Origin of the sequence: Coleofasciculus sp. F4-SAH-05 (assembly GCF_040222985.1) — a bacterium.
GTDB lineage: Bacteria > Cyanobacteriota > Cyanobacteriia > Cyanobacteriales > Coleofasciculaceae > Coleofasciculus > Coleofasciculus chthonoplastes.
In genome coordinates this window covers 1-21,790 of record NZ_JAVKBY010000035.1, presented here as the reverse complement: position 1 = coordinate 21,790, position 21,790 = coordinate 1, and the positions used below count along the sequence as shown (strand labels likewise).

Below are 21,790 nucleotides of genomic sequence, written 5' to 3'. Positions count from 1 at the left end.
AGGCAAAATCTAGGGATGGGCAATCCCGAAGTAACGCTACAGGAGTTGGAGCCTCTACGCTACTTGGCGCAAGCCTGGTAGAGCAAGTTCTGACGATGAATGTAGAATCCCACGCGCTTTAAGCCGTGGGAGTGTCAAAACCCTCGCTACCATCTTTACTGGCGACCCTTAGTTGCTTTTGTAAAACCAAGGGAAAACTTTAAAGGAAGACCAGTGTCCAATGCAGTAGCTATGGAGCGGTATAAGTACGAAAAACGTCCGGAAAATCCTGGACCCTTCAATTCTCTGCTTCTCAAGCAGCTCGATCAAGTGTGGGGGAGTAATTGGCAAGATTACTTACCCTTAAATGTAGAGCAGGTTTACAGTCAAGCTATACCGCAGCGTTTCTACCGAGTTCGCTATCTGGAACTATGGGACTTTGGTACGGACTCACTAAATGATCCAAAGCATCCGAATACTGAATGGTGGGGCGCGTTTAACCCTGACGGTAGCGTGGACTTGAGGTATGGAAGCAAAAGAGAACAGCTTGACCAGCGTTATCCAGACCAGGTTCGTTCAGTCTCTCCAAATTCTAATAGCTACCCCTTGTCTTTCAGCGTGGTCAAGGTAAATACGGCAGATCAAGAGGAAGTAGAGCCTCGGCACAGACTAGAATTGCCTCCCCTATTCAAAGGCTTGGTCAATAATCTGGATTTCTACTATGGCGAAGTCGGGGAAAATCGCTCAATGCTCAATGTCTGGGAAGTTCAATACGGAGCTGAGGCTCGTATTCGGTTGCTACCTGATGAGCAGTTGCTACGTCAAGGCAGGACAGACCCGCACGCGGGGATGGGTCAAAACACAGTTAGATACATCAGCGAACACGATGGGAAGCCCACCCTGTACGGCTATGACTTGAGAACTGAGGGAGTACGGGTTCCCTATTCATACGAACAGCTATATACAGTAGCTGAGTCTTTGTTCGAGGAGATATGGAATGATCCTAAACGCAAAAGTCACTTACAAGACCAGTACCTTCGATTCTTGCTCAAGTCGAGTTTTTGGCAACCAAAGGAAGTAGAAAATCCCTTAACTGCTTTTGACCTGCGTAAAGTAGCAGACATCATTGCCACCATGCGTGCGGAGTCACGAGCGAGGGGAACGGAAGACTGGCGAACTTTTTTAGATCATCTGACTAATCCTGATGGGTTGAATGAGCTGGTGGACATAGTATGTGACAACTACTGGCGTGACCATCGAGTTGTTCCTGAAGACTTCAGAGAGCGATTGGTTTCAATTCTGACCTATTCCAATAGCATTACTGAATCTCAGAGTGATAGTGCCATTCAAGGCACGTTATTTGATATAACCGCATTTCAAGCTGAAACAACCACATCTAAAGAATCAACAAATCCCCCAAATACTAGACAACTTTTGGAGGAGCAGGTTTTCGCTAAACTCACCAAGAAATCGGAAATCTTGGGCTACTTGATGGACAACATAGTTCATTCGCTGAAACAAGCAACAAGAAATCTGTTTCTGACAGAAGGTAGCACTCGTGATGAGGAGATAGGCAGCCACAGTATACTAAAATTAACCTACGGGAAAAAGCCGTGGGATACTTCGTTTTACGTTTACGAACGCAACCAAGATGGTAATGGGGCGACAAGGCTGGCATCAGAGGTACTAAAAGAGAATCAAACCCATTTGCTTAAGCGTTGGTGGGAAGTAACTTTATCGTGTCCCGTAGGTGATGAAGAAGACTTTTTGAAAAGAGTCTTACGAGACAATCAGCAGCTACTTCTGGACTTCCAAGAAACATTTTTCCAATCTGAACCACAGGACAGACAAAACCCCAGAGATTTTCTTTTCCCCCTTGTTGAGCAACAGGTAAAGGACAAAAACGATCCTTTACTCCAGCGTTTAGCTGGATTGCTCACGAGTGAACTGAACATTGCAGGGCCGACCTTGCCCCGCATTGGCTTACAAATTGAGTTACTGCATCTGGAAGATGCCTTGGCTGAGAGATTTAAGCGACCTTCAACCCCAAGGGAACTGGCAGGTTATGCAGCCACACAAGTTCAACAGGAACCAACAAACTATATCTAGCTCAGTTGATGCAGAGGTATGAAGACCATACCCAAAACTTAGGTTTAGAGGATGAAGATTCGGAGGACACAGCAAATGCATTAGACCGATTCCTGGCTCAAGTTGAGAATATGAGCCTGAGTACTTGTGTGGATGCCTGTCCAGCTTGTTTGGCAGCTAGCTGCGATCATGGGCATATTGATGTGATGCGCCATACCATTTCTCGACGTTACTTGAAAATGGCTCGCCATCTTTTGACCCAAGAACTGACTCGTGAGTACGGTCAGGAGCCTGTTGAAAACTTAGTAGCGATCGCTCAACAAAACGGGGGTTATGTAATCCTCGAACATCAAGGCGAACCCGATGACGCTTATAGGCTTCAACTCAAAAATCAGGGATTTGAAAGAATTAAGCGGGACTTTGACCATGAAACTTTTATTGGGCAACAGGTGTTCTATTACCAAGGAAATACATGAAGGTTTATGGTAACTATCCAAAACCAACCCTTTCTAGGGGTTTAGCCAAGTTGCTCGTGGATTCGCTGGATGCCAAGGGTGAGGTCTGGCTGATTAGCCCCTGGCTTAAAGATGTTCGTTTAGCGATCGCTCAACTCGGAGACTTTGCCAGTTTGCTGGGTGGGCAGAGGGAGGAAATTGAATTGAGCCAATTGCTCACCCGTCTAGCTGAACAACACAGGCTCCGCGTAATCACGAAGCCTCCTGGAGAACTAATTCCTTTTAGGCAACTTAAGCGTCTAGCATACAAGCTTAACTTACGAAGACGCTTGCTTGAGGAAAGAAAGGAAGAAGAAGATTTACAAGGTTACGACATTATCGAAGAGGTCATAGAGGAGTTCAATACAGAGATTGAGCAGCTAGCTAGTGCAGCTACCGTACACGCGGAAACTATTCGTATTGGTCGAATGCTACAGGCAAAGGGAGCTGCACTATACTACTTAGATAAACTCCACGCTAAGTTGCTCTGGACTCCCCTGGGAGCATTGATTGGAAGTGCTAACTTCACTAATGGTGGGCTAAATTATAACGATGAACTGATGGTAGAAATAACTGACGAGACTGAGCTTCCGAAGTTACAATCCATAGCTCAGCAAATGGGAAATAGAGCAGTACTAGCACAGAATTACAGTCTTGATAAGACCTTAAAGCGTGAGGAATACCCATTAAAGGACTATTTAGCTTTTACTGATAGTCAACAGCTTCAAAGCTTCATAGATTTACAAAATTTATTGAAACAGATAAATCAATAGATTAAGCAAATTTGAACAAGAAAACCCAGAATATAAAATCACTATAGTTGGCGGCAAATTTATAAAAACATAGATAAAATACTCGATTGACTAGCTGTATTCTTTCAAAAACATTGCCGTGTCCTACCCATGCTACGAACTGATTAATTAATATGGATCGCAGCACGAGGTTTTATTCCGGCTGAACCAGTAGGTTCCATCACCTTAAATGATATTCTCGTTGATACAGGCACAACTAGCTAATGTTCGCTCAAAGAGGCGCATAACTTGGGATGAACCCTTTTCACGGAAGTCGATGTTGAAACAGCGCATGGGATTAACCAAACCCGTGGGTAAGTCCTAGTCGTTATGACTATGGATTATGATATAGTCGTAACAGTTCGTAAATAATCTGTGTTTATTGACTAAAACTGATAAGCTATAGCGAACGCATACAGCAAAATATTCAAGGAGGATAATTTCATGGAAGGATGTCTGCGAGTTGGTCAACCTGCTCCTGACTTCAGCGCTACGGCGGTCTTTGATCAAGAATTTAAGACTATCAAACTGTCCGACTACCGGGGTCAATATGTAGTCATATTCTTCTATCCACTAGACTTCACCTTTGTCTGTCCCACAGAGATTACAGCATTTAGCGATCGCTTTAGTGAATTTAAAGAAGTTGGGACTCAAGTTCTCGCCATCTCCGTGGACAGTGAATTCTCTCACCTAGCTTGGATTCAAACGGATCGCAAGAGTGGTGGTGTGGGTGATCTCAATTATCCTCTAGTTTCTGACATCAAGAAAGAAATCAGTACCGCTTATAACGTTCTTGACCCCGATGCAGGTGTAGCCCTACGGGGATTGTTTATTATCGACAAAGATGGTATTACTCAGCATTCGACCATCAACAACCTTTCTTTTGGTCGGAATGTAGATGAAGTGTTGCGGACTCTGAAAGCGATTCAATACGTTCAGGCGCATCCAGATGAAGTTTGCCCTCAAGGTTGGCAACCCGGTGACAAAACCATGGTTCCTGATCCCGTTAAGTCCAAGGTTTACTTCTCAGCAGTTTAAGGTTTACATAATAAATAGCTGGAAGGGGAGCACCGACGTTCGGCACCATTGTAGAGACGCGCCATGGCGCGTCTGGAACATAAATGATGTGTCCTAACAGCCATGGCGGTTGCTATACTATAAAATAAGTTGTTGGATCAGATTCAGCCAATGCTAACATCAACTGACTTTAGGGGTTTATTCAACGAGCGTTTTCTGCGTAATTTTTTTCCCATCCCGGCTACTAATCCTTTGAAATTAGGACAACTGACTCCGGATTTTGAACTACCGGATATCACGAATAATCGTCAGGTGAGATTATCCAGTTACCGAGAACAGCAACCGATTCTGCTGGCATTTACCCGCATTTTTACCGAAAAGCAATATTGCCCCCTTTGCTATCCCCATATTCAGGCGATGAATGAGCAATACGAGCAATTTACTCAGCAGGGGGTAGAGGTGTTAATGATAACGAGTACCGATTTTCAGCAAAGCAAAACTGTGGTCAAGGATTTAGGGTTAAAAATGCCCCTGTTGAGTGATCCAAGTTGTCGCACCTTTCAAGCCTATCAAGTCGGTCAAGCACTGGGAGCGCCTTTACCTGCTCAGTTTTTGCTCGATAAACAAGGTAAACTCCGCTTTAAACATTTGTTTTCTTTCTTATCGCCAAATGCTGAGATGGAGAAGTTACTGTCAACCCTTGATTAGTTGTTCATTGCTTATTACCGAACATAGTATCAGTTTTTCCCGGAAGATGTTGACGCACTGGAATTTGGAGTATAAACTCGGTTCCCTGTCCTAAATTACTGTGGCAGAAAAGCTGACCCCCATGTTTTTCAACGACAATTTGATAGCTAATCGATAATCCTAAACCTGTCCCCGTTCCCACCGGTTTAGTGGTAAAGAAGGGATGGAACAGTTGTTGCTGAACTTCCTCGCTCATTCCGGGACCATTGTCGATAATTCGGATGGCTACCTCTTGGTTCTCTAAGATTTCAGTCTGGACTAGAATTGTGCTAGGGTTTGCTTTAACATCATCCAATGACCGCTTTTTGTTCTGCTCATCAATGGCATCAATGGCATTGACAAATAAATTCATAAACACTTGGTTAATCTGTCCAGCATAACATTCAAGCTTTGGCAGATCACCATACTCTTTAATCACCTGAATGCCCGGATTTTCGCCTCGTGCTTTGAGTCGGTTTCGCAGAATCATCAGGGTACTATTAATGCCCTCATGAATATCTACGGCTTTCATTTCCGCTTCAGCGATACGAGAAAAATTCCGCAGGGAGTAGACAATTTCACAAATCCGCTCTGCTCCGACTTTCATGGAATCCAGCAGTTTAGGCAAGTCTTCTATCAAAAATTCCAGATCGATCACGTCCATTTCGGACTGGATTTCGGGGGTGATTTGGGGATATTGCTGTTGATAGAGTTCGATTAACCCTAAAAGATCGGTAGTATAGTCACTGGCATGGACTAAATTACCATAAATAAAGTTAACTGGATTATTGATTTCATGGGCAACTCCCGCGACTAACTGCCCTAAGCTGGACATTTTTTCACTTTGCACCAACTGGGCTTGGGTTTTCTGGAGTTTGGTAACAGTTTGCTCAAGCTGTTGGGCGTGGGTTAAGGCTTTGGCTTCCGCCTTGCGACTTTGCTTGTAGAGTTCCGCTTGTTGGAGTGCGATCGCTAATTGATCGGCGATGGTACAAATCAACTCCACCTCGGCGTCTTGCCAATTGTAGGCTCGATTATCCATCATCAGCCCTAGAGCGCCCCAAACCGAGTCACCACAGTGCAGGGGAACCAACAACCACGCCCCCGGAAACTGTTGCGTGATGGCTGTATTAGTTGCGTCTACAAAACAGCGGCTATCATTAATCCGCACGACTTCTAAGCGTTTGATTCGTTCAGCCAGAGGATTATTTTGATCGGGAATTTCTACACCCAAGGCTTTGGGCAAACAGTCACCCCGACATGACTCGGCGACATTCACCCAGAGTTGGCGTTCTGGCACATACTGGATAATTTGAGCGCGATCCACTTGCAGCAGGCTCTCAATTTCCTGGGTGGCGGTAGAAAAAATCGTGTCTAAGTCGAGGGAGCAACGAATCGCATGAGTTAGGTGATTAATCGCTTGTTCTCGTTTGAGGTGATACTGAGCCTGATGGTACAGTTGACTTTGACCGATCGCGATCGCGACTTGGTCAGCAATGGCGACGATTAATTCCACCTCTGAGTCTTGCCAGGAATCGGGATGATTGGTTTTGCCTAAGGTTAAACTCCCTAATATCTGAGAATTAAAGTGTAAAGGAACCCATAACCAAGCTCCTGGAAAGTCTTGAGCTAAACCTTGGTTAAATCTACTCGTATCCTCGATGCGAATAATTTCTAATCGCTTGAGTCGTTCAGCTAAAGGATGATTTTGATCAGGAATTTCCTGCCCCAGCGTACTGCTATCCTCTAGAGAGCGGCGATAGTCTGCCACCGATAACCAAGACTGGCGTTCTGGCACATATTGGACAATTTCCGCCCGATCCACGGGTAAGAGTTCGCCAATCTCTTGGACGGCTGTCTCAAAAACCGTGGTTAAGTCCAATGAACGCCGGATGGCTTGAGTCACTTGATTGAGGACTCGCTCTCGCCAGAACAGAGATTTTGCCTGTTCGTAGAGTTGGCTTTGTTGAATGGCAATAGCCACCTGAGAGGCTAACCCGTCGAGTAAGTCAATCTCAAAGGATTGCCAGTTCCGGGGTTGGCTACAGTGATGGGCAATTAGTAGTCCCCATAAGCGGGTTGGGCTTGGGCTGGGTGTTTGGACATCGGCTTGGGACTGTGGGAGAGGTAGGGGTTTGTTACTGTGGACAATTGGCACAACCAGGTTAGCCCTTACCTGGAACTTGGCGAGTAAGTCAATATAACACTGGCTCAGATTAGCCCCATAGATATCATCTAGGGTTCTGACTCGACCTTGTTGGTAGAGCGAGAGGTAGGTTTTCTCAAAACAGGGGTCATATATGCGGTTGCCTAAAATCGAACACCAGCGCGGATCGACGGATTCAACCACCACCTCACCACTCCAGTCGGGATTGAAGCGCAAAATAATCACCCGATCAGTTTGCAGAACTTGTCGCACCTGGGCCACGGTGCGTTCGAGAATATCCTCTAAGTTCAGTGATTGACGGATGTGTTGAGTAATCGCCCCGACTAACTGCTCTCGCTGAACTTGTTGTCGCAGGGTTACTTCTGCTTGTTGGCGTTGGTGGATTTCAGTTTGGGCTTGCTGATAGAGTTCTGATTGTTGAATGGCAATTGCTGTATGGGTGGAGAGCGTTTGCAGCAAGTCGATTTCCCAGGGTTGCCATTTTCGGGTGGTTTGGCACTGTTGAGCCACCAGCAATCCCCACAAGCGCTCCTCATGGACGATGGGGATAACCAGGTTGGCTCTAACTTGGAATTGAGCTAATAATTCAATATGACAGTCAGTTAACCCAGCGTTATAAATATCTTCAACGGATTGGACGCGCCCTTTTTGGTAAAGGTGGATATAGTCTTCGGCAAAATAGCGATCGTTGATCACGGTTCCGGAAATCGGCTTCCAGTTCACGTCAACGGATTCGACTTCCACGACTCCACTCCCATCTCCATAGAGGCGAAACACCAGCACGCGATCGCACCCCAAAATTTGCCGCACTTCCGCTACAGTTGTGTTGAGAATCTCGTCTAAGTCTAAGGAATAGTGAATCCGTTGCGCGATCGCCCCAATTAACCGCTCCCGCAGATATTGCTGTTGCACGGCGGTTTCGGTTTGCTTGCGATCGGTAATATCGATGCACGATCCGATATACCCTAAAAACTGACCACTAGGAGTAAATCGAGGAGTTCCTGTATCTAAAATCCAGCGATATTCTTGATCTGCTCGTCGCAAGCGATATTCCATACAAAAAGCTTGACGAGCATTCAACGCCTGCTGATACGTCTCTAAACAAGATGATAAGTCGTCAGAATGTACCCCCTCAGCCCAACCATTACCCAATTCTTGTTCCAGAGTGCGCCCAGTAAACCGCAACCAGCCCTGATTAAAAAACGTACATAACCCATCTGTACCGGACATCCATAACAGCACAGGGGCATTATCTGCCATCGTGCGGAATCGGGCTTCACTCTCTTGCAGAATGTCTTGGGTGTATTTGGTCTTACTTAGTTGTTCCGTTGTCGGATCGGCTAGACTAGGTGCTAACCGATCAGCCTCAGGTTGCCACTTGTCTGCAACGAACTGGCGATTCGTGCTATCCCGCAAGCGATAAAGTATTGTTCCTCCCTGGATAGAAACTGGCTTAACATTAACCAATACAGTACGGGGTTTGCCTGTCTTATCGGTAATTTCTACTTCAACATTACGAACATTTCCCGCGACAGCTAAAGCTTGCCAATTCCAGGGTAAGTTGCCCAGCAGGTGAGTAATATTACCCAAAGCGCGGACTTCCGACAAAGAATAACCAAAAATAGAGGTTATATTAGGACAAATATAGGTAAAATCACCGTTGTCATTGGTGATTAAAACAGCTTCATCATGATTGCGATCGGGAGTTGGGGGCGACGCTGGTGACTTAGCCTCTGTTATCTCTTCACAAACTAAGCTGATCACCGAATTTGAGGCAGTTATCGGAATCAAACGAATTCTTGCCTTAAGCCAGACTATCCTGCCATCTTTAGCAATTAATCGAGTTTCCCAGGGATGAATTTCAGTCGGATGCTGGCTTAGATGAGTCAATAGGGCTTGATATCGGCATTGGCTTTCTGGAGCAAAAAGCCGATGAATTGGCTTTTGGACTAACTCCCAAAAATCATACCCCAAATAGGCTGCACCGAACTGACTTACATCCAAAATCACCCCATCAAAATTAAGGGTGAAATAAATGCAGGGAAGTGTCTCATACAATATCCGCATCCATTTTAGTTGATCCGGACTATTGCCTGTCCATGATAATTTTCCAGGCTGATGATTTTTTCTGGCAATGTTCATCCATTGGGACTTTTTTAAATCGAATCTTTTCATAAGTTGACTCATGCCAATTCGATGATCATTAATTGAGGCATTTTATCGCTCATAACCCTCAAATTATTATTTATTTTTTCACCTTTGGAGGCATGACTGTAAGTAAAAAATATTTAACTTTGACGGGAGATTCAGACAAGAGTTAGCCTCTTTCACCCATGTCAAATTCCAGACTAGCTCCGAAACCCTTTTTCCCTGTCTTCAGAGAAGCTAAAGCGCAGCGATTGTTCTTACCTAGTTATCGCTCGCCATTCTATCTCTACTTTTTCTTTTTCCCAGACGCACTGAACTTGGTGATTATATCATGTCACACTTTGCCAATAAAAAACACGGCTTGTTTCCGTCTCTCCAGATTCCTGCGTCCGTTTCTCATTCACAGGTTCAATTAGACATGATATGACAATGCATACAGTTTTTGGGCTATCTAATCATAAGCTAATACAAATTCCCATTACTGTGACGGAATCCATGAATAAGTTTAAAAAACGTTATAAATCCGTTACGTATTTTGATTTACTATCCGGTTAAGTTTATTTGTCTTTACCAAGCCCCAAAGGGATGCACCCTACACTCCTGTACCGTAAAACAGCGAAGCGAGGGGTCAAAACACTCCCCCCACACGGATCTAAAGACGTACCTGAGACAAATAGCTGCGGGGATCGAAATGACGACTTTCCCGGATTTTTTCATAGTACTCCCGCTCAACTGACGTGATATCTTTTGGTGTAGCGATGACAATCCGCACCAGTTGATCACCGCGTCCACCTTTCGGTTGAGTCCAGCCTTTACCGCGCAACCGTAATGATTGACCTGAGCGAATCCCGGCTGGCACATTAACACTCACTTTACCATCAGGAGTCGGCACCTCAATCTTGGCACCCAAGACTGCCTCATCGGGCATCACTGGCACTTCACACAAGAGGTTATCACCCTCGAACTGGAAGAAGGGATGAGGTTTCACGTCTACAATTAAGTACAAATCACCCCGTTGCTGGTTGTATTGGCTCACTTGACCCTTACCTCGAACCCGAATCCGACTCCCTGGTTTAGCACCGGGCGGAATCCGCACTTCGATGACTTCACTGCCCAAATTAATCCGTTTTTGCGTACCCCGGAAGGCGTCAGACCAGCTCAATGTAATTGTAGCTTCCCGATCCGCCCCTGCTCCTGCTGCTTTGCCACTTTCATAACCAGCGAAATCATTAAAGTAACCATTGCCACTGGTAAAGTCATTAAAGCCAGCACCCGTTGCGCCACCTGGAGTAGAGCGATAAGTGTACGTCCGACGATTTCCCGTCCCTCCTGGCGTCCCTGTAGCGGCTGTATTAAAGCGCCCTAGAAGTTCGTTAATAAACTCGTCAAAACTACCGTATTGACCAAAATCAAAATTACCGAAATCAACATTAGCACCCCCGCCTCCAGGATATCCACCAACTCCGGCTTGCTTCCAGTACTGACCAAACTGATCGTATTTCTTGCGTTTTTCGGGGTCAGACAAGACTTCGTAGGCTTCGTTAACTTCTTTAAATCGAGCCTCGGCTTGTTTGTCACCCGGGTTCATGTCTGGGTGGTATTTCCGCGCCAGACGTCGAAAACTCTTTTTAATTTCATCGGCACTAGCCGTCTTGCTCACTCCTAGGACGGCATAGTAGTCTTTAAAGTCAGTTGCAGCCATGAAGGGTTTCTCCTCTACTCCAAGGATTTAATCGATAAACTGGGCTAATAGGTCTCTACCGATATAATTTTGCTAACATTTGCTAACAATAGCCATCATGCCTGACACATTCAGGTTCTCTATTCCTATCCGGCTGTGGTTTTGGGCTAGATAGGAGGTCAGTTTGTGTAGTGTGTCTTTCCGGATGTTGGCTATCTTCCGGTGCAAACGGGCTATCTTGTTCGAGGCTCTTTTCCAGTTGGATGAACCGATTTGTTTGGTGAGTAGATACGATCAGAAATTAGGTTACAGTTGCTAGCCCCTTCAGTCATAATCCCAGGACTTACGCAGACACACCATGGATGGGGGTAAAGGTGCGTTACGCTTCGCTCTCCCCACCCTACACATAAAAGTTGATATCGAAACCTGTGCTATGATTTGTGTACACAACGATACACAGATCAAAAGTAGAGAGTGAAATGGTAGAGCGAATTGGTGTTCGGGAGTTCAGACAGAACTTAGCCAAGTATATAGATGCTGCTGCTCCCGTTGCTGTTATGCGTCACGGACAAACTGTAGGATATTTTGTTCCTGCCCATCAAGAGCCAGTCAAAGCTGAACTAGAAGCCCTCAAACAAGCAGCAGCCAAACTCGATGCTTTACTAGCCGAGCAAGGAATTAGTGAAGATGAACTGGTGCAGGAATTTCGCCAACTCCGCGAAAACAAAGCCTAAATCCTTTTCATGTCAACCAAAAAACAAATTGTTCTGGACGCAAATATCTTAGTTCGCGCTGTTTTAGGGAGAAAGGTTCGAGGGCTATTAGAAGAATATGTAACAACCGCCCAATTTTTTACCCCAGATGAGTGTTATTTAGATGCCAGTAAATACCTACCGCCATTGTTTGAAAAGCGTAACTTACCTGCCCAGGAAGCTCTCGATGTTCTAGAGCAGTTAACCTGTCTCATCGAAGTTGTGGATTATGATTTATACAACTTCTACGAAGAACAAGCCAAACAACGAATCGCTATGAGAGATATTAACGACTGGTCGATTGTTGCCCTGGCTTTGACCTTGGATTGTCCCATTTGGACAGAAGACACAGACTTTTTCGGTGCAGGTGTTGCCACTTGGACAAGCGATCGCGTTCATTTATACTTGTCATCGTAAACTAATTACCCACCCCAACTGGAATTTTCGGATCGGTTTCGATGTGTTGAGAATGGGGCAAAATCTGAATAGGATATACATACTCACAGATTACCCACTCTACTCCAATCACTCAATCGCAAAGGAATAATGTATGGCTTACTTCTGGTATAAGGCATTTCACTTAATTGGCATTGTTGTCTGGTTTGCTGGCTTATTCTACCTGGTGCGTCTTTTCGTCTATCACGCTGAAGCCTCTCAGGAAGCCGAACCCGCGCAAACCATTCTGAAAAATCAATACCAAATCATGGAGAAGCGTCTCTATAACATCATTACCACGCCGGGAATGGTGGTGACGGTTGCCATGGCAATTGGTTTACTCACGACTGAACCAGAGGTTTTAAAATCCGGTTGGATGCACGCGAAACTAGCGTTCGTTTTGGTGTTGCTGGCGTATCATTTTTACTGTGGTCGGTTGATGCGACGGTTAGCTTCTGGAGACTGTCAATGGACGGGTCAACAGTTCCGCGCCCTCAACGAAGCTCCCACTGTCCTACTCGTGGCGATTGTTTTACTGGCTGTATTTAAGAATAGTTTACCCACGGATATTACAGCTTGGGGAATCTTTGCTCTGGTTATTGCTATGGCAGCATCAATTCAACTCTATGCGAAAAAACGGAAGCGGGATAAGGAAAAACGTCTGGCGGAGGCATCCTCAGCAACCAGCGATGAGATCAAAGAACAGGTATCGGCTTGAAGATCAGTTCAGTAACAGGCTTCTTTAAGGAGAAATGAACTGTGGTAGAGACGTTCCCCTGGAACGTCTCTTCTGGTTAAGAACCGTAAAGATTGGGATTAACCTTTCCTGATCTTTTGTGGAAAACTAAGGGGTTTCTGTGGAAAAGTAGCAAAATTTGTGGAAAAGTCAGGCTTTTTCCAGGGGAACTTCAGGTTAAAAGGTAATCTGATCCGACTCATAAGCTGGAGGTTCGACATGGATCAACACGCGCACTGGATTAAAGCGTTCTTCTAATCGATCCTCCACCGCCTCAGTAATTTGGTGAGCGGTTTCCACGTCTTTAGCATCAACAATCAGATGCATTTCAATGAAGACTTGACGCCCTAAGACGCCACGGGAGGCGATATGATGGCAGTTGAGGACTCCAGGAACTTGCATAACAATCCCTTGAATCGCTTCGGGTGCGATCGCGACTTCATCGACTAACCAGGGTAAGTTATCCGTTAACACTTCCCAGCCACTGCGAAACACTAACAGGGCGACAGGAAAGGCAAGAATCACATCTAACCATTGAAGCTGGGGCAGATTCCACACTCGTCCTTGCCAGATACCAATCAATCCCGCCAAAACCGTAATGGTTACCCAGACATCACTCATCGTGTGTTGAGCATCCGCTATCAAAATCGCACTTCCCACCCGCTTCCCCACATTTCTTTCATAGAAGGTAACGAAAATGTTCACGCCTAAGACAATCACCAGTAACCACAACTCCAACCCAGAAATTGTGATTGGTGTCAAACCATCCATAATCCTCTCAATCGTGCCTTTGAGAATTTCCAAACAAGCGATCCCTAAAAATGCCGCAATCCCCAAAGCGCCCAAAGCTTCAAACTTCTGATGACCATAGGGATGTTCGCGATCGGGGTGAGGAGACGAAAATCGATTCGCCACTAAGCCCAAAACATTATTGGCACTATCGGTGACACTGTGCAATGCATCGGCTTGTAAACTCAAAGACCCTGTTAAAATGCCCACAACGGCTTTCAATACCATCACGAATACATTCAACACCAGGGTAATCAGCAAAACTTTGCGAATTTCAGCACGTTTGTCGGCTGGCATTATGGTTGCCCCTCGATAAGGAATTTCCCCTATCCTTAGTTTAGTCCGGAAAATGACTCAAACCCTTGTCATTTAATGCTTTTAATTCTCCAAGCTCCCTAAATGTTGGTAGGCTTCTTGCAAATTTTTCTAGACCAAGGTTTAAACGCAAAGGACAGGGCGATAGCTTTACCCTTGATGGTTCAAGCTATTCTGTAAGCACTCACTATTAAGCTTTATTACGCATGATTCCCACTTCGCTCACGCTTAATCTGCCTCAAGGGTCTGTATCGTTCAAATTTACGCCGGAAGCTGCCCAAAATTTGCAAAAGGCACTCGCCCAACTTGTACAAACTTTAAAAGCTACGGCTCAAGCCCCAGGCAGTACCAGCAAGCCTAGTCCGCAAAAACCAATAGAGTACCAATATACTGGGGACGTTTTCTTGGAAATTTTCTGCAATCCCAATATTTATCCCAGTCCCTTTGCGGCTAAAGTTCTAATCACACTGCGGGATGAACGCATCCGTTTGAGTACGGAAGCTGAACTGACTCGGGTGATTGAGGATGTCAATCAGTATCTAGAACAAGTTGGGTGACACGTTAAGGCAGGGCAACTTGACCAAAACCAATGGCTCTCAAGTCCCTCGTCCTTGCCTTTCGGCTGGAAAGTGTCAAGTATTGTAAAATAACCAACGGGTCAACCCTTATCTTAGTTATGAGTTCTAACAATATCCAAGACGTTTTACAAACTGGCTTTCGTGTATCGTTAGGGGCTACCACTTCCCTGATCGAAAGTCTCCAGGATCAGCAAAAGCGGGAAGAAAACCTGTCCCTGCTGAACTTAGACTTCAACCAACAGGTTGCTGAGTTGTCAAAAAAAGGCGAAAAAACCGAGCAAGAGGCTCAACGCTTGATTGAACAGATGTTCAGTCAAATGAACCAACCGACAGACTCAGCTACACCATCAACACCTAGCGATAGCGGTTCAACACCACCAACGGGAACCACGTCTAGAAATACCCAACAGGAACTTGAAGAACTGACTGTGCAAATTGCTCTGATCCGTACTGAGTTGGAGCAGATGCGTAATCCTGACTCAAATCAATAAATAAGTAGGGTCTGCTGAATAAGTTTGGGGGTGAGGGGAGGGAAGCAGGGGAAGCCATGTAGAGACGTTCCGGTGGAACGTCTGGAAGCTGAGGGGAGTCTTCTGCTCTAGTTAGGGAATCAGTTTTCAGGCATTGGTAAGGGCGCATGTCTATGCGCCCCTACATTATTTCAGGTTATCCAAATTTTAATATGCAATTACATTGGTGCTTTGTTAGTGGTCTCCTTTTTTTAGGGGTGTATCAGGAGCAATAGCTAGGGCTGAAGCCTAATGATGAAAGGGTTTGCCAAACTAAATCCGTACTTGTCCTTGACTCGGCAATTCATCAATGACACAACCAATGACAACGAACCGATAACGAACGTTTACCTGAGGCTATTTAATCATTTTCCCATTCTTCGGAACCTATCAAATCCCCAATGCGGTCTCTCAGCAAGAAATCGCACAGCTCTAGTTCGCATTCGACACCAACCCATTCGCGAGCGGGAATGTATTGACAGAGAACGTAGATGGGTTGCTGACGGCTGACTACTCCTTTCTCTACGAGTTGACGTGCTTCTTCTTGAATCACATCAATGGAATATCGAATCGAGGGAGTAGAGGGAGTAGAGGGAGTAGAGGGAACAGTTTGAAGACTCATCGGACTCATAGATACCATCCTGACTAAACATCGTACTACGTTCTAACTATAAACGAATTTGGCTAACCTGAAAAGGTATCTCGTTCCGTATAGGAAGTTACAAAGTTATTCAAGTTATGAATAAAAATTACAGAACAGCGATGGTGCAGGTTCCCTCGCGCTTCAGCCGAGGGATGAAACCAAAGATAAAAATTATATCCCCGTCGGCTAGCTACCGATTACAGGCTGAAACCCTAGTCATGCCGTTAATTTAGTGAATTGACACTCAGACAGTCTCTAAGAAAGGGATCTGGATCGCGGCAAAATAATTAATAAAACTTAAATAAATTCTGTTAACCCATAACCAGATTCAATCTGATCAAATAATACATTAAGTGCGATCGCCTGCGCCTCTGGCATCTGTCCGTAGGAGTAGACGTAAGGCGTCTGGGCTCTGAGGTGGAGTCGGAACTGTTCTAGGATGTAGGGGCTACCATAAATCACCAATGCCTCTAAGATTTGATTTTTTAATAATTGCTGTAGCCAATTCATCGCCACGGTGGTTAACCCAGCCGTATTCCGAAATGGATTACCGCGAATAAAAAGCTGTAGCAGCGTGGGAATCAGCCGATCATTCTCCTCCCTGGATATCCCTGACGTATGGCGATCCACCCATTGCAGTTGGTAGCCAAACTGTTGGGGGATAGTAACGGATGGAGCATTTCGCCCCAAAACATCACAGGTGAGAATATCATCCACAATGATTAGGTTACGTCCCTGAGAACTATTGGGAAGCGGTTTTGAGCGCAGGGGAAGGGAACCGCCTACTTGTTGAGAATCGCGGAGTATATGAGTAACTGTCTGAATCGCCGTCGGTTGAGCGAGATGATTCAGAAACGATAACGGTTGAGATGGATCACTCTGGCGTACTGGTACTTCTGCACCTGCATTAATTTTTGTCTTCGCCTGCCAAATTCGTTCCACAGATGCCTGAATGCGATCGCGTGAAATTCGTCCCGCCGTTACCGCGTCACAGATGGCTTGAATCGTTGTTTCTGGATTAACGGGCATCAATAAAATATCCGCCCCCGCTTCCACCGCTTTTACTGGGGCTTCCGTTGCACCATAACGATTCGCGATCGCACCCATAATTAAAGCATCGGTGACAATTAACCCCTGAAACCCTAACTCGTGGCGCAGCAGTTGGGTTAACACCTTCTCAGATAACGTCGCCGGAAATTGCTCATCCAAGCTGGGGATCAACAGATGAGCCGTCATCACCGTATCCACACCCGCCGCCATCGCCGCTTGAAACGGGGGAAATTCGATCTGTGCGAGTCGCGATCGCGAATGAGATAATATTGGTAAATTTAAATGAGAATCGATCGCCGTATCCCCATGACCCGGGAAATGTTTCGCCGTCGTTAACACCGGATAGTCTTGGGTTCCCCGGATAAACTGACAAGCCAATTGACTCACGGTTTCCGGTGTGTCAGAAAATGCCCGCACATTAATCACCGGGTTTTGCGGGTTATTATTCACATCAACCACAGGGGCGAGAATCCAGTTAATCCCAATCGCTAAGGCTTCTTGAGCCGTAATTGCCCCTTTTTGTCGAGCATAGTGTTGGGCTTTATCCAGATTTTCACAGGCAATCGCCCCGATTGCCATCGGTGGCGGAAACCACGTCGCCCCAGCAAAGCGTTGACCCACTCCTTCTTCAATATCGGCGGCAATCAATAAGGGAATTGGGGCATACTCTTGTAATTGTTGCGATCTCAGCGCCAGTTCCCCAGCACTCGCACCCAGTAAAATCACGCCGCCTACCCCCCAATCCTGTATCCAATGCTGCAATTTAGCGGCTGGAGGTTCCCAAGCCGGATACTGAATTTGATGGTCAAACAGGTAGCCAGACGCCCGCACCACAACCATCTGCGCCACCTGTTGTGCCAAGGAGAGAGACTGAATGTCGGGTAAGGAATTCATATCATGTTTGGTTAAATACTTACACATTGGTACTCTCCCAGCCAGAGGGCAGAGGGCAGAATACTCCTAGGGAAAGAGCCAGGTGGCAAGTTAGACGGACATGATATAGCGTTTTCAAATGAGACCTAAAAATGCCTCGGAGTTTTTCATGTTAGAAAATCTGACTTGGAATGCTTGCCTGTCAAGGATTACAGCTTATGCCATAGCGTATAGCGTAAAAGTCGAACGTCTTAGTTTTAAATCTCAAATGTAAACACTATATCACTCGTTTTCTGCCTCAAACTGATCATCGAGTCCCTTACTGCGACGTTCTTGTGAGAGTTGATTCAATAGTGTCAACATACGAGTGCCACGTTCTAAGCCTCGGTCTTCAATAAAGACAACCTCTGGGGTACGACGCAAGCGCACCCGCCGACCTAATTCGCGGCGGACAAAACCCGTAGCTGATTGTAAACCTGCCATCGTTTCCGATTTTGCCTCTTCGGTGCCATAGATTGAGACATAAATTTTGGCGTGTTGCAAGTCACCTGAAACATCGACATCAGTAACACTGACCATTCCAGCACCAACACGGTCATCTTTGATATCGTGCAATAACATTTGACTGACTTCCTGCTGAATCAGCGAGGAAACCCTAGACACACGGCGATTTGTAGCCATAACGCCCCCTTTACTAAGTGGTCATTCGTCATTCGTCATTCGTCATTGGTCATTGGTCATTGGTCATTGGTCATTTGTCATTGGTCATTTGTCATTGGTCATTGGTCATTTGTCATTGGTCATTTGTTAGGGAACAGGGAACAGGGAACAGGTAAGCGTTTTGAGTTAACTTCCCCATCTCCCTCATCTTCCCCATCTTCCCCATCTTCCCCAGCTTCCCCAGCTCCCCCAGCTTCCCCTGCTCTCCCATCTCCCTCACTCCCTAATCCCCTAAACTGGATTCAGTCCGAGCATGGCACGCAGGGTGAAAACTAAAAACAGAAATGTCCCCACAACCAGACTCACGAGCGCGATCGCACTCACTGGATTGCTCAGGACTGGCTTAAAGCGTTCAAATAAGGCAAAGAAGATGCCCAAGGATATACTAATCAGGTAACGGGGATATCGGCTAATGTTTTGCAAAAAGTCTTTCATCAGAAAATCGGGTTGGTAAGGGGGCGAATGGAAACCCCTGTCATTACTGTATCTTGGAGTTCTCAGACATACCATGGCATGTCTGGAACATGGCTGCCGTTAGCACAGAGGCAGAAACATCTGCCATTATGCACTATATCTTATTTCTCTGAATTTCTAGCTTGAGGCAGTTATTGATTTATAGAAGTAAACTTTTTGATTGAAGCTGCTGCCTCTTCCGGTTTACCCGATGCCGGAAACACTAAAATACTCTTAATTTTGCTGTTATTCATCAGTTCTTTTAGACGATACAACTGCTGATCAGAAATAGCCACCCCTGCATAATTCTCAGCATACTCTAGCTCTTGCTTAAAGTTGTCATCATTATAGGTTTGAATAAATACTCGATCAACGTTCCAGTTTTTCCAATCTGCTGCAAAGTAGCGTTTACTCCAATAAGGATTATGATGACAAAGGTCAAAACTCACGGCTGGGTTTGCTTTCTTCATATCAGCGATCATTTGCTGGACAAAATTAGTCAAATGAGTCGTGCGATCGACTTTTCCGGGTAAGTCAGCATGATACCCTAGGTAATCATCCCACTGCACAGCATCAATCGTCGGATACTTTTGCACAAACTCAACTAATATCTTTTTGAAAAAAGTCGCTACGTCTGGCAGTTCTACATCCAGTAAGTAGTGATCAATCCCCGCATAAGTTTTATCCACCCCAGGCACAATCCATCGTTGAGCAATGGCTCTGTCAAAAATCGGGCTATTTTTATCAATTTTAATTCCCTTCTCAAAATAGGCGTGAACTTCCATTCCCTGCTTGTGCGCCTCATCAATCAACCACTCTAACCATTGCTCTTGAAACTTATTAGGACAACTGTTGTATCCGAAGGTTTGCTGCATCACCTCACTGGGATACATGGTGCAACCATTGCCCCAAACTCCATGAATAATGGTATTGATTCCTTGATCGCGATAATAACGGACTCGTTCACGAATCATTTTTTCGGTAGCATTATTTGTTGCTTGATACCGACTTAAATAAATTCCTCGGATTTCCTTTTTCTGCCAAGGTGTTTGAGGGGATGGGGATGGTTTGGGGGTAGTAGGTAATGGTGAAGCTTGTGGATTAGGTGTGGGTGTCTGAGTTGGAGTAACAGGTTCTAGGGGAGAAGTGGCAACCGATACGCTTGGACTAGGCGTAGGAGTTAAATTCGTCGGGGTTGGGGGTTGAGGATTCGATGGAGTCGGTTGTTGATGACTTTGTTGATTATTTGGCAAAAATTGGCGGATATTGAGATGAGCAAGTAGAGTATCTCGCTGCATAAATCCCCAATAACCAACACCTAACAAAACAAGGATTAATGAAATGGGAATAGAAGCACATCCACATCCCTTCTTTTCTTTTTTCGCTGGCATGACAACAAAGCGTAATGGTTTAATGATGACACAGCTTGGAGAAAGAGATTCTGGTTGCAGTTGCTTTAGGGGGTGAGGAGCAACCTGGCTAGTGCAGCGCGGCAAAAATACAAGAGCCGCTTCGTAGATACGATGAAGCAGGGGGAGCAGAGGGAGCTGGGGAAGCTGGGGGAGATATTAGCTGTTCAGTTATTTCTGCTTTCTTGCACTAGAAACCTAGATCCACTTACTCCTAGCTTAACCCATTGCTTCATTTGCTCATTCTCGGTTGCGATCGCGTTCTTCACCCCATTGGGATCATGTCAGGGAACGTTGAGGAGAGGGCGATCCCACCCAATTGAGTACAAAGCAAGTCTTAATTGATGCAAGGGGATTGTCCCTACAGTAATGACAAAGGACAAATGACGAATGACAAAGGACAAAATTTTAGCGTTTTGGTTTGGAGAGCCTGATCACCCAGAGTATGGGAAACCTCGTCAGGCTTGGTTTACCAAAAATTCAGCCTTTGATGAAGAAGTGCGATCGCGCTTTTTGAACGAGTATCAACAAGCGGCGACGGGTCAACTCAACCACTGGCAGGAATCGCCTCATAGCTGTCTGGCGCTGATTCTACTGTTAGATCAATTTTCCCGCAATATGTTTCGGGGTCAACCTCAAGCCTTTGCTACTGACTCTCAAGCTTTAGCCATCGCCCAACATGCGGTGTCACAGGGTTTTGACCAACAATTGCTCCCGGTACAGCGTTGGTTTATTTATATGCCCTATGAACATAGTGAGAACTTAGCCCACCAGCGTCGGTGTGTTGACTTATTTTCTACGCTGAAACATGATCCAGATAGTGCCAGTACGATTGATTACGCCTATCGCCATCTCAAGGTAATTGAACGTTTTGGGCGATTTCCCCATCGTAACCCGATTCTGGGTCGAGAAAGTACACCGGAAGAAGTGGCATTTCTTAAACAACCAGGTTCCTCATTTTGATCGGGATAAGGCAGAAGGCAGAAGGCAGAAGAGATAAGCTGTTATGCCTTTAAATTAGAAATGGGTAGCGAGCAAGATGCTTAGTAGCGAGCAAGATGCTTAGTAGCGAGCAAGATGCTTAGTAGCGAGCAAGATGCTTAGTAGCGAGCAAGATGCTTAGTAGCGAGCAAGATGCTCGCACTACATAGAAATATTTCGCCATTATTGACATTAAGGTTTAAAGCTTGTCTAGTTAGACAGGCTGCTTTTTGATTGGTAATTGGGAAAGAGGCAATTAGAAATGTAAAATTGGTTACATTCGTTAATGTGTAGGGGCGGGTTTAGTGATTAACCTTGATAGTTCATACTAACTGGAATACAAAACCCGCCCTGCCTATCAATGTTATGAATAAGATTATCTGTATTGACCGAGGAAGAAGTAATTAGAAATGCCGGATGAATTACATTAAGGTGTAGGGGCGGGTTTAGGGATTA

General features: G+C 45.5%; 21 protein-coding genes and 1 pseudogene. 13 read left to right on the top strand and 9 right to left on the bottom strand.

The window, feature by feature from the left end; all coding sequences use genetic code 11:
* Positions 1 to 213 precede the first annotated feature (213 nt).
* The 5 genes from RIG27_RS03620 (at position 214) to RIG27_RS03600 (ending at position 5,077) form a co-directional block, all read left to right on the top strand.
* Positions 214 to 2,088: a hypothetical protein gene (locus RIG27_RS03620; RefSeq protein ID WP_446342518.1), complete on the top strand. Its 1,875-nt coding sequence runs from the start codon at positions 214 to 216 to the stop codon at positions 2,086 to 2,088.
* Between the two features lie 8 nt (positions 2,089 to 2,096).
* Positions 2,097 to 2,543, top strand: coding sequence for a hypothetical protein (locus RIG27_RS03615; protein ID WP_446342516.1), 447 nt, complete (start codon positions 2,097 to 2,099; stop codon positions 2,541 to 2,543).
* The gene (locus RIG27_RS03610) at positions 2,540 to 3,334 is read left to right on the top strand and encodes a phospholipase D-like domain-containing protein (protein ID WP_446342514.1); all 795 of its coding nucleotides are present in this window, start codon (positions 2,540 to 2,542) and stop codon (positions 3,332 to 3,334) included. The genes RIG27_RS03615 and RIG27_RS03610 overlap by 4 nt, the downstream gene beginning before the upstream one ends.
* 462 nt (positions 3,335 to 3,796) lie before the next feature.
* Positions 3,797 to 4,390: a peroxiredoxin gene (locus tag RIG27_RS03605; protein ID WP_446342512.1), complete on the top strand. Its 594-nt coding sequence runs from the start codon at positions 3,797 to 3,799 to the stop codon at positions 4,388 to 4,390.
* A 150-nt stretch (positions 4,391 to 4,540) separates the two neighbouring features.
* A complete protein-coding gene (locus RIG27_RS03600; protein ID WP_446342510.1) occupies positions 4,541 to 5,077 on the top strand; it encodes a peroxiredoxin family protein in 537 nt (178 codons plus the stop codon).
* 4 nt (positions 5,078 to 5,081) lie between these two features.
* Here RIG27_RS03600 and RIG27_RS03595 read toward each other — a convergent pair whose 3' ends face one another.
* The 3 genes and pseudogenes from RIG27_RS03595 to RIG27_RS03585 form a co-directional block, all read right to left on the bottom strand.
* Positions 5,082 to 9,437, bottom strand: a complete 4,356-nt coding sequence (locus RIG27_RS03595) for a GAF domain-containing protein (RefSeq protein WP_446342509.1) — start codon at positions 9,435 to 9,437, stop codon at positions 5,082 to 5,084.
* A 625-nt stretch (positions 9,438 to 10,062) separates the two neighbouring features.
* The gene (locus RIG27_RS03590) at positions 10,063 to 11,112 is read right to left on the bottom strand and encodes a DnaJ C-terminal domain-containing protein (protein ID WP_446342507.1); all 1,050 of its coding nucleotides are present in this window, start codon (positions 11,110 to 11,112) and stop codon (positions 10,063 to 10,065) included.
* 90 nt (positions 11,113 to 11,202) lie between these two features.
* Positions 11,203 to 11,370 (bottom strand): annotated as a pseudogene (locus RIG27_RS03585) (transposase); the annotation flags it as partial.
* 200 nt (positions 11,371 to 11,570) lie between these two features.
* Between RIG27_RS03585 and RIG27_RS03580 the strand changes: the two are divergent.
* The 3 genes from RIG27_RS03580 (at position 11,571) to hemJ (ending at position 12,996) form a co-directional block, all read left to right on the top strand.
* The gene (locus tag RIG27_RS03580) at positions 11,571 to 11,825 is read left to right on the top strand and encodes a type II toxin-antitoxin system Phd/YefM family antitoxin (RefSeq protein ID WP_446342505.1); all 255 of its coding nucleotides are present in this window, start codon (positions 11,571 to 11,573) and stop codon (positions 11,823 to 11,825) included.
* Between the two features lie 9 nt (positions 11,826 to 11,834).
* Complete coding sequence (locus RIG27_RS03575; protein ID WP_446342503.1) at positions 11,835 to 12,260, top strand: PIN domain-containing protein; 426 nt, start codon at positions 11,835 to 11,837, stop codon at positions 12,258 to 12,260.
* A 133-nt stretch (positions 12,261 to 12,393) separates the two neighbouring features.
* On the top strand, positions 12,394 to 12,996 hold the full coding sequence (gene hemJ, locus RIG27_RS03570; protein WP_446342501.1) for a protoporphyrinogen oxidase HemJ: 603 nt from the start codon (positions 12,394 to 12,396) through the stop codon (positions 12,994 to 12,996).
* Positions 12,997 to 13,191: 195 nt separating this feature from the next.
* Here the strand turns inward: hemJ and RIG27_RS03565 are convergent, their stop codons facing one another.
* Positions 13,192 to 14,100, bottom strand: a complete 909-nt coding sequence (locus tag RIG27_RS03565) for a cation diffusion facilitator family transporter (RefSeq protein ID WP_446342499.1) — start codon at positions 14,098 to 14,100, stop codon at positions 13,192 to 13,194.
* 224 nt (positions 14,101 to 14,324) lie between these two features.
* Here RIG27_RS03565 and RIG27_RS03560 point away from each other — a divergent pair, with 224 nt between their 5' ends.
* Both RIG27_RS03560 and RIG27_RS03555 read left to right on the top strand, forming a co-directional pair.
* Entirely contained in the window at positions 14,325 to 14,675 is a 351-nt protein-coding gene (locus tag RIG27_RS03560; protein WP_446342497.1) for a hypothetical protein, read from the top strand.
* A 119-nt stretch (positions 14,676 to 14,794) separates the two neighbouring features.
* Complete coding sequence (locus RIG27_RS03555; protein WP_446342495.1) at positions 14,795 to 15,187, top strand: hypothetical protein; 393 nt, start codon at positions 14,795 to 14,797, stop codon at positions 15,185 to 15,187.
* A gap of 379 nt (positions 15,188 to 15,566) precedes the next feature.
* Here the strand turns inward: RIG27_RS03555 and RIG27_RS03550 are convergent, their stop codons facing one another.
* On the bottom strand, positions 15,567 to 15,827 hold the full coding sequence (locus RIG27_RS03550; protein WP_446342522.1) for a DUF4327 family protein: 261 nt from the start codon (positions 15,825 to 15,827) through the stop codon (positions 15,567 to 15,569).
* A 116-nt stretch (positions 15,828 to 15,943) separates the two neighbouring features.
* Between RIG27_RS03550 and RIG27_RS03545 the strand changes: the two genes are divergently transcribed.
* Positions 15,944 to 16,081, top strand: coding sequence for a hypothetical protein (locus RIG27_RS03545; protein ID WP_446342493.1), 138 nt, complete (start codon positions 15,944 to 15,946; stop codon positions 16,079 to 16,081).
* Positions 16,082 to 16,145: 64 nt separating this feature from the next.
* Here the strand turns inward: RIG27_RS03545 and RIG27_RS03540 are convergent, their stop codons facing one another.
* On the bottom strand, positions 16,146 to 17,792 hold the full coding sequence (locus RIG27_RS03540; RefSeq protein WP_446342520.1) for a glycoside hydrolase family 3 N-terminal domain-containing protein: 1,647 nt from the start codon (positions 17,790 to 17,792) through the stop codon (positions 16,146 to 16,148).
* Positions 17,793 to 18,053: 261 nt separating this feature from the next.
* On the bottom strand, positions 18,054 to 18,452 hold the full coding sequence (gene rbfA / locus RIG27_RS03535) for a 30S ribosome-binding factor RbfA (RefSeq protein WP_446342491.1): 399 nt from the start codon (positions 18,450 to 18,452) through the stop codon (positions 18,054 to 18,056).
* Between rbfA and RIG27_RS03530 the strand changes: the two genes are divergently transcribed.
* Positions 18,393 to 18,767, top strand: a complete 375-nt coding sequence (locus RIG27_RS03530; RefSeq protein ID WP_446342489.1) for a hypothetical protein — start codon at positions 18,393 to 18,395, stop codon at positions 18,765 to 18,767. The two genes, rbfA and RIG27_RS03530, sit on opposite strands and share 60 nt — an antisense overlap.
* Here the strand turns inward: RIG27_RS03530 and RIG27_RS03525 are convergent.
* Together RIG27_RS03525 and RIG27_RS03520 are read right to left on the bottom strand one after the other, a co-directional pair.
* Positions 18,723 to 18,926: a DUF751 domain-containing protein gene (locus tag RIG27_RS03525; protein WP_446342487.1), complete on the bottom strand. Its 204-nt coding sequence runs from the start codon at positions 18,924 to 18,926 to the stop codon at positions 18,723 to 18,725. The genes RIG27_RS03530 and RIG27_RS03525 overlap by 45 nt on opposite strands.
* Positions 18,927 to 19,096: 170 nt before the next feature.
* A complete protein-coding gene (locus RIG27_RS03520; RefSeq protein ID WP_446342485.1) occupies positions 19,097 to 20,335 on the bottom strand; it encodes a family 10 glycosylhydrolase in 1,239 nt (412 codons plus the stop codon).
* A 408-nt stretch (positions 20,336 to 20,743) separates the two neighbouring features.
* Here RIG27_RS03520 and RIG27_RS03515 point away from each other — a divergent pair, with 408 nt between their 5' ends.
* The gene (locus tag RIG27_RS03515; RefSeq protein ID WP_446342483.1) at positions 20,744 to 21,316 is read left to right on the top strand and encodes a DUF924 family protein; all 573 of its coding nucleotides are present in this window, start codon (positions 20,744 to 20,746) and stop codon (positions 21,314 to 21,316) included.
* Positions 21,317 to 21,790: the final 474 nt, after the last annotated feature.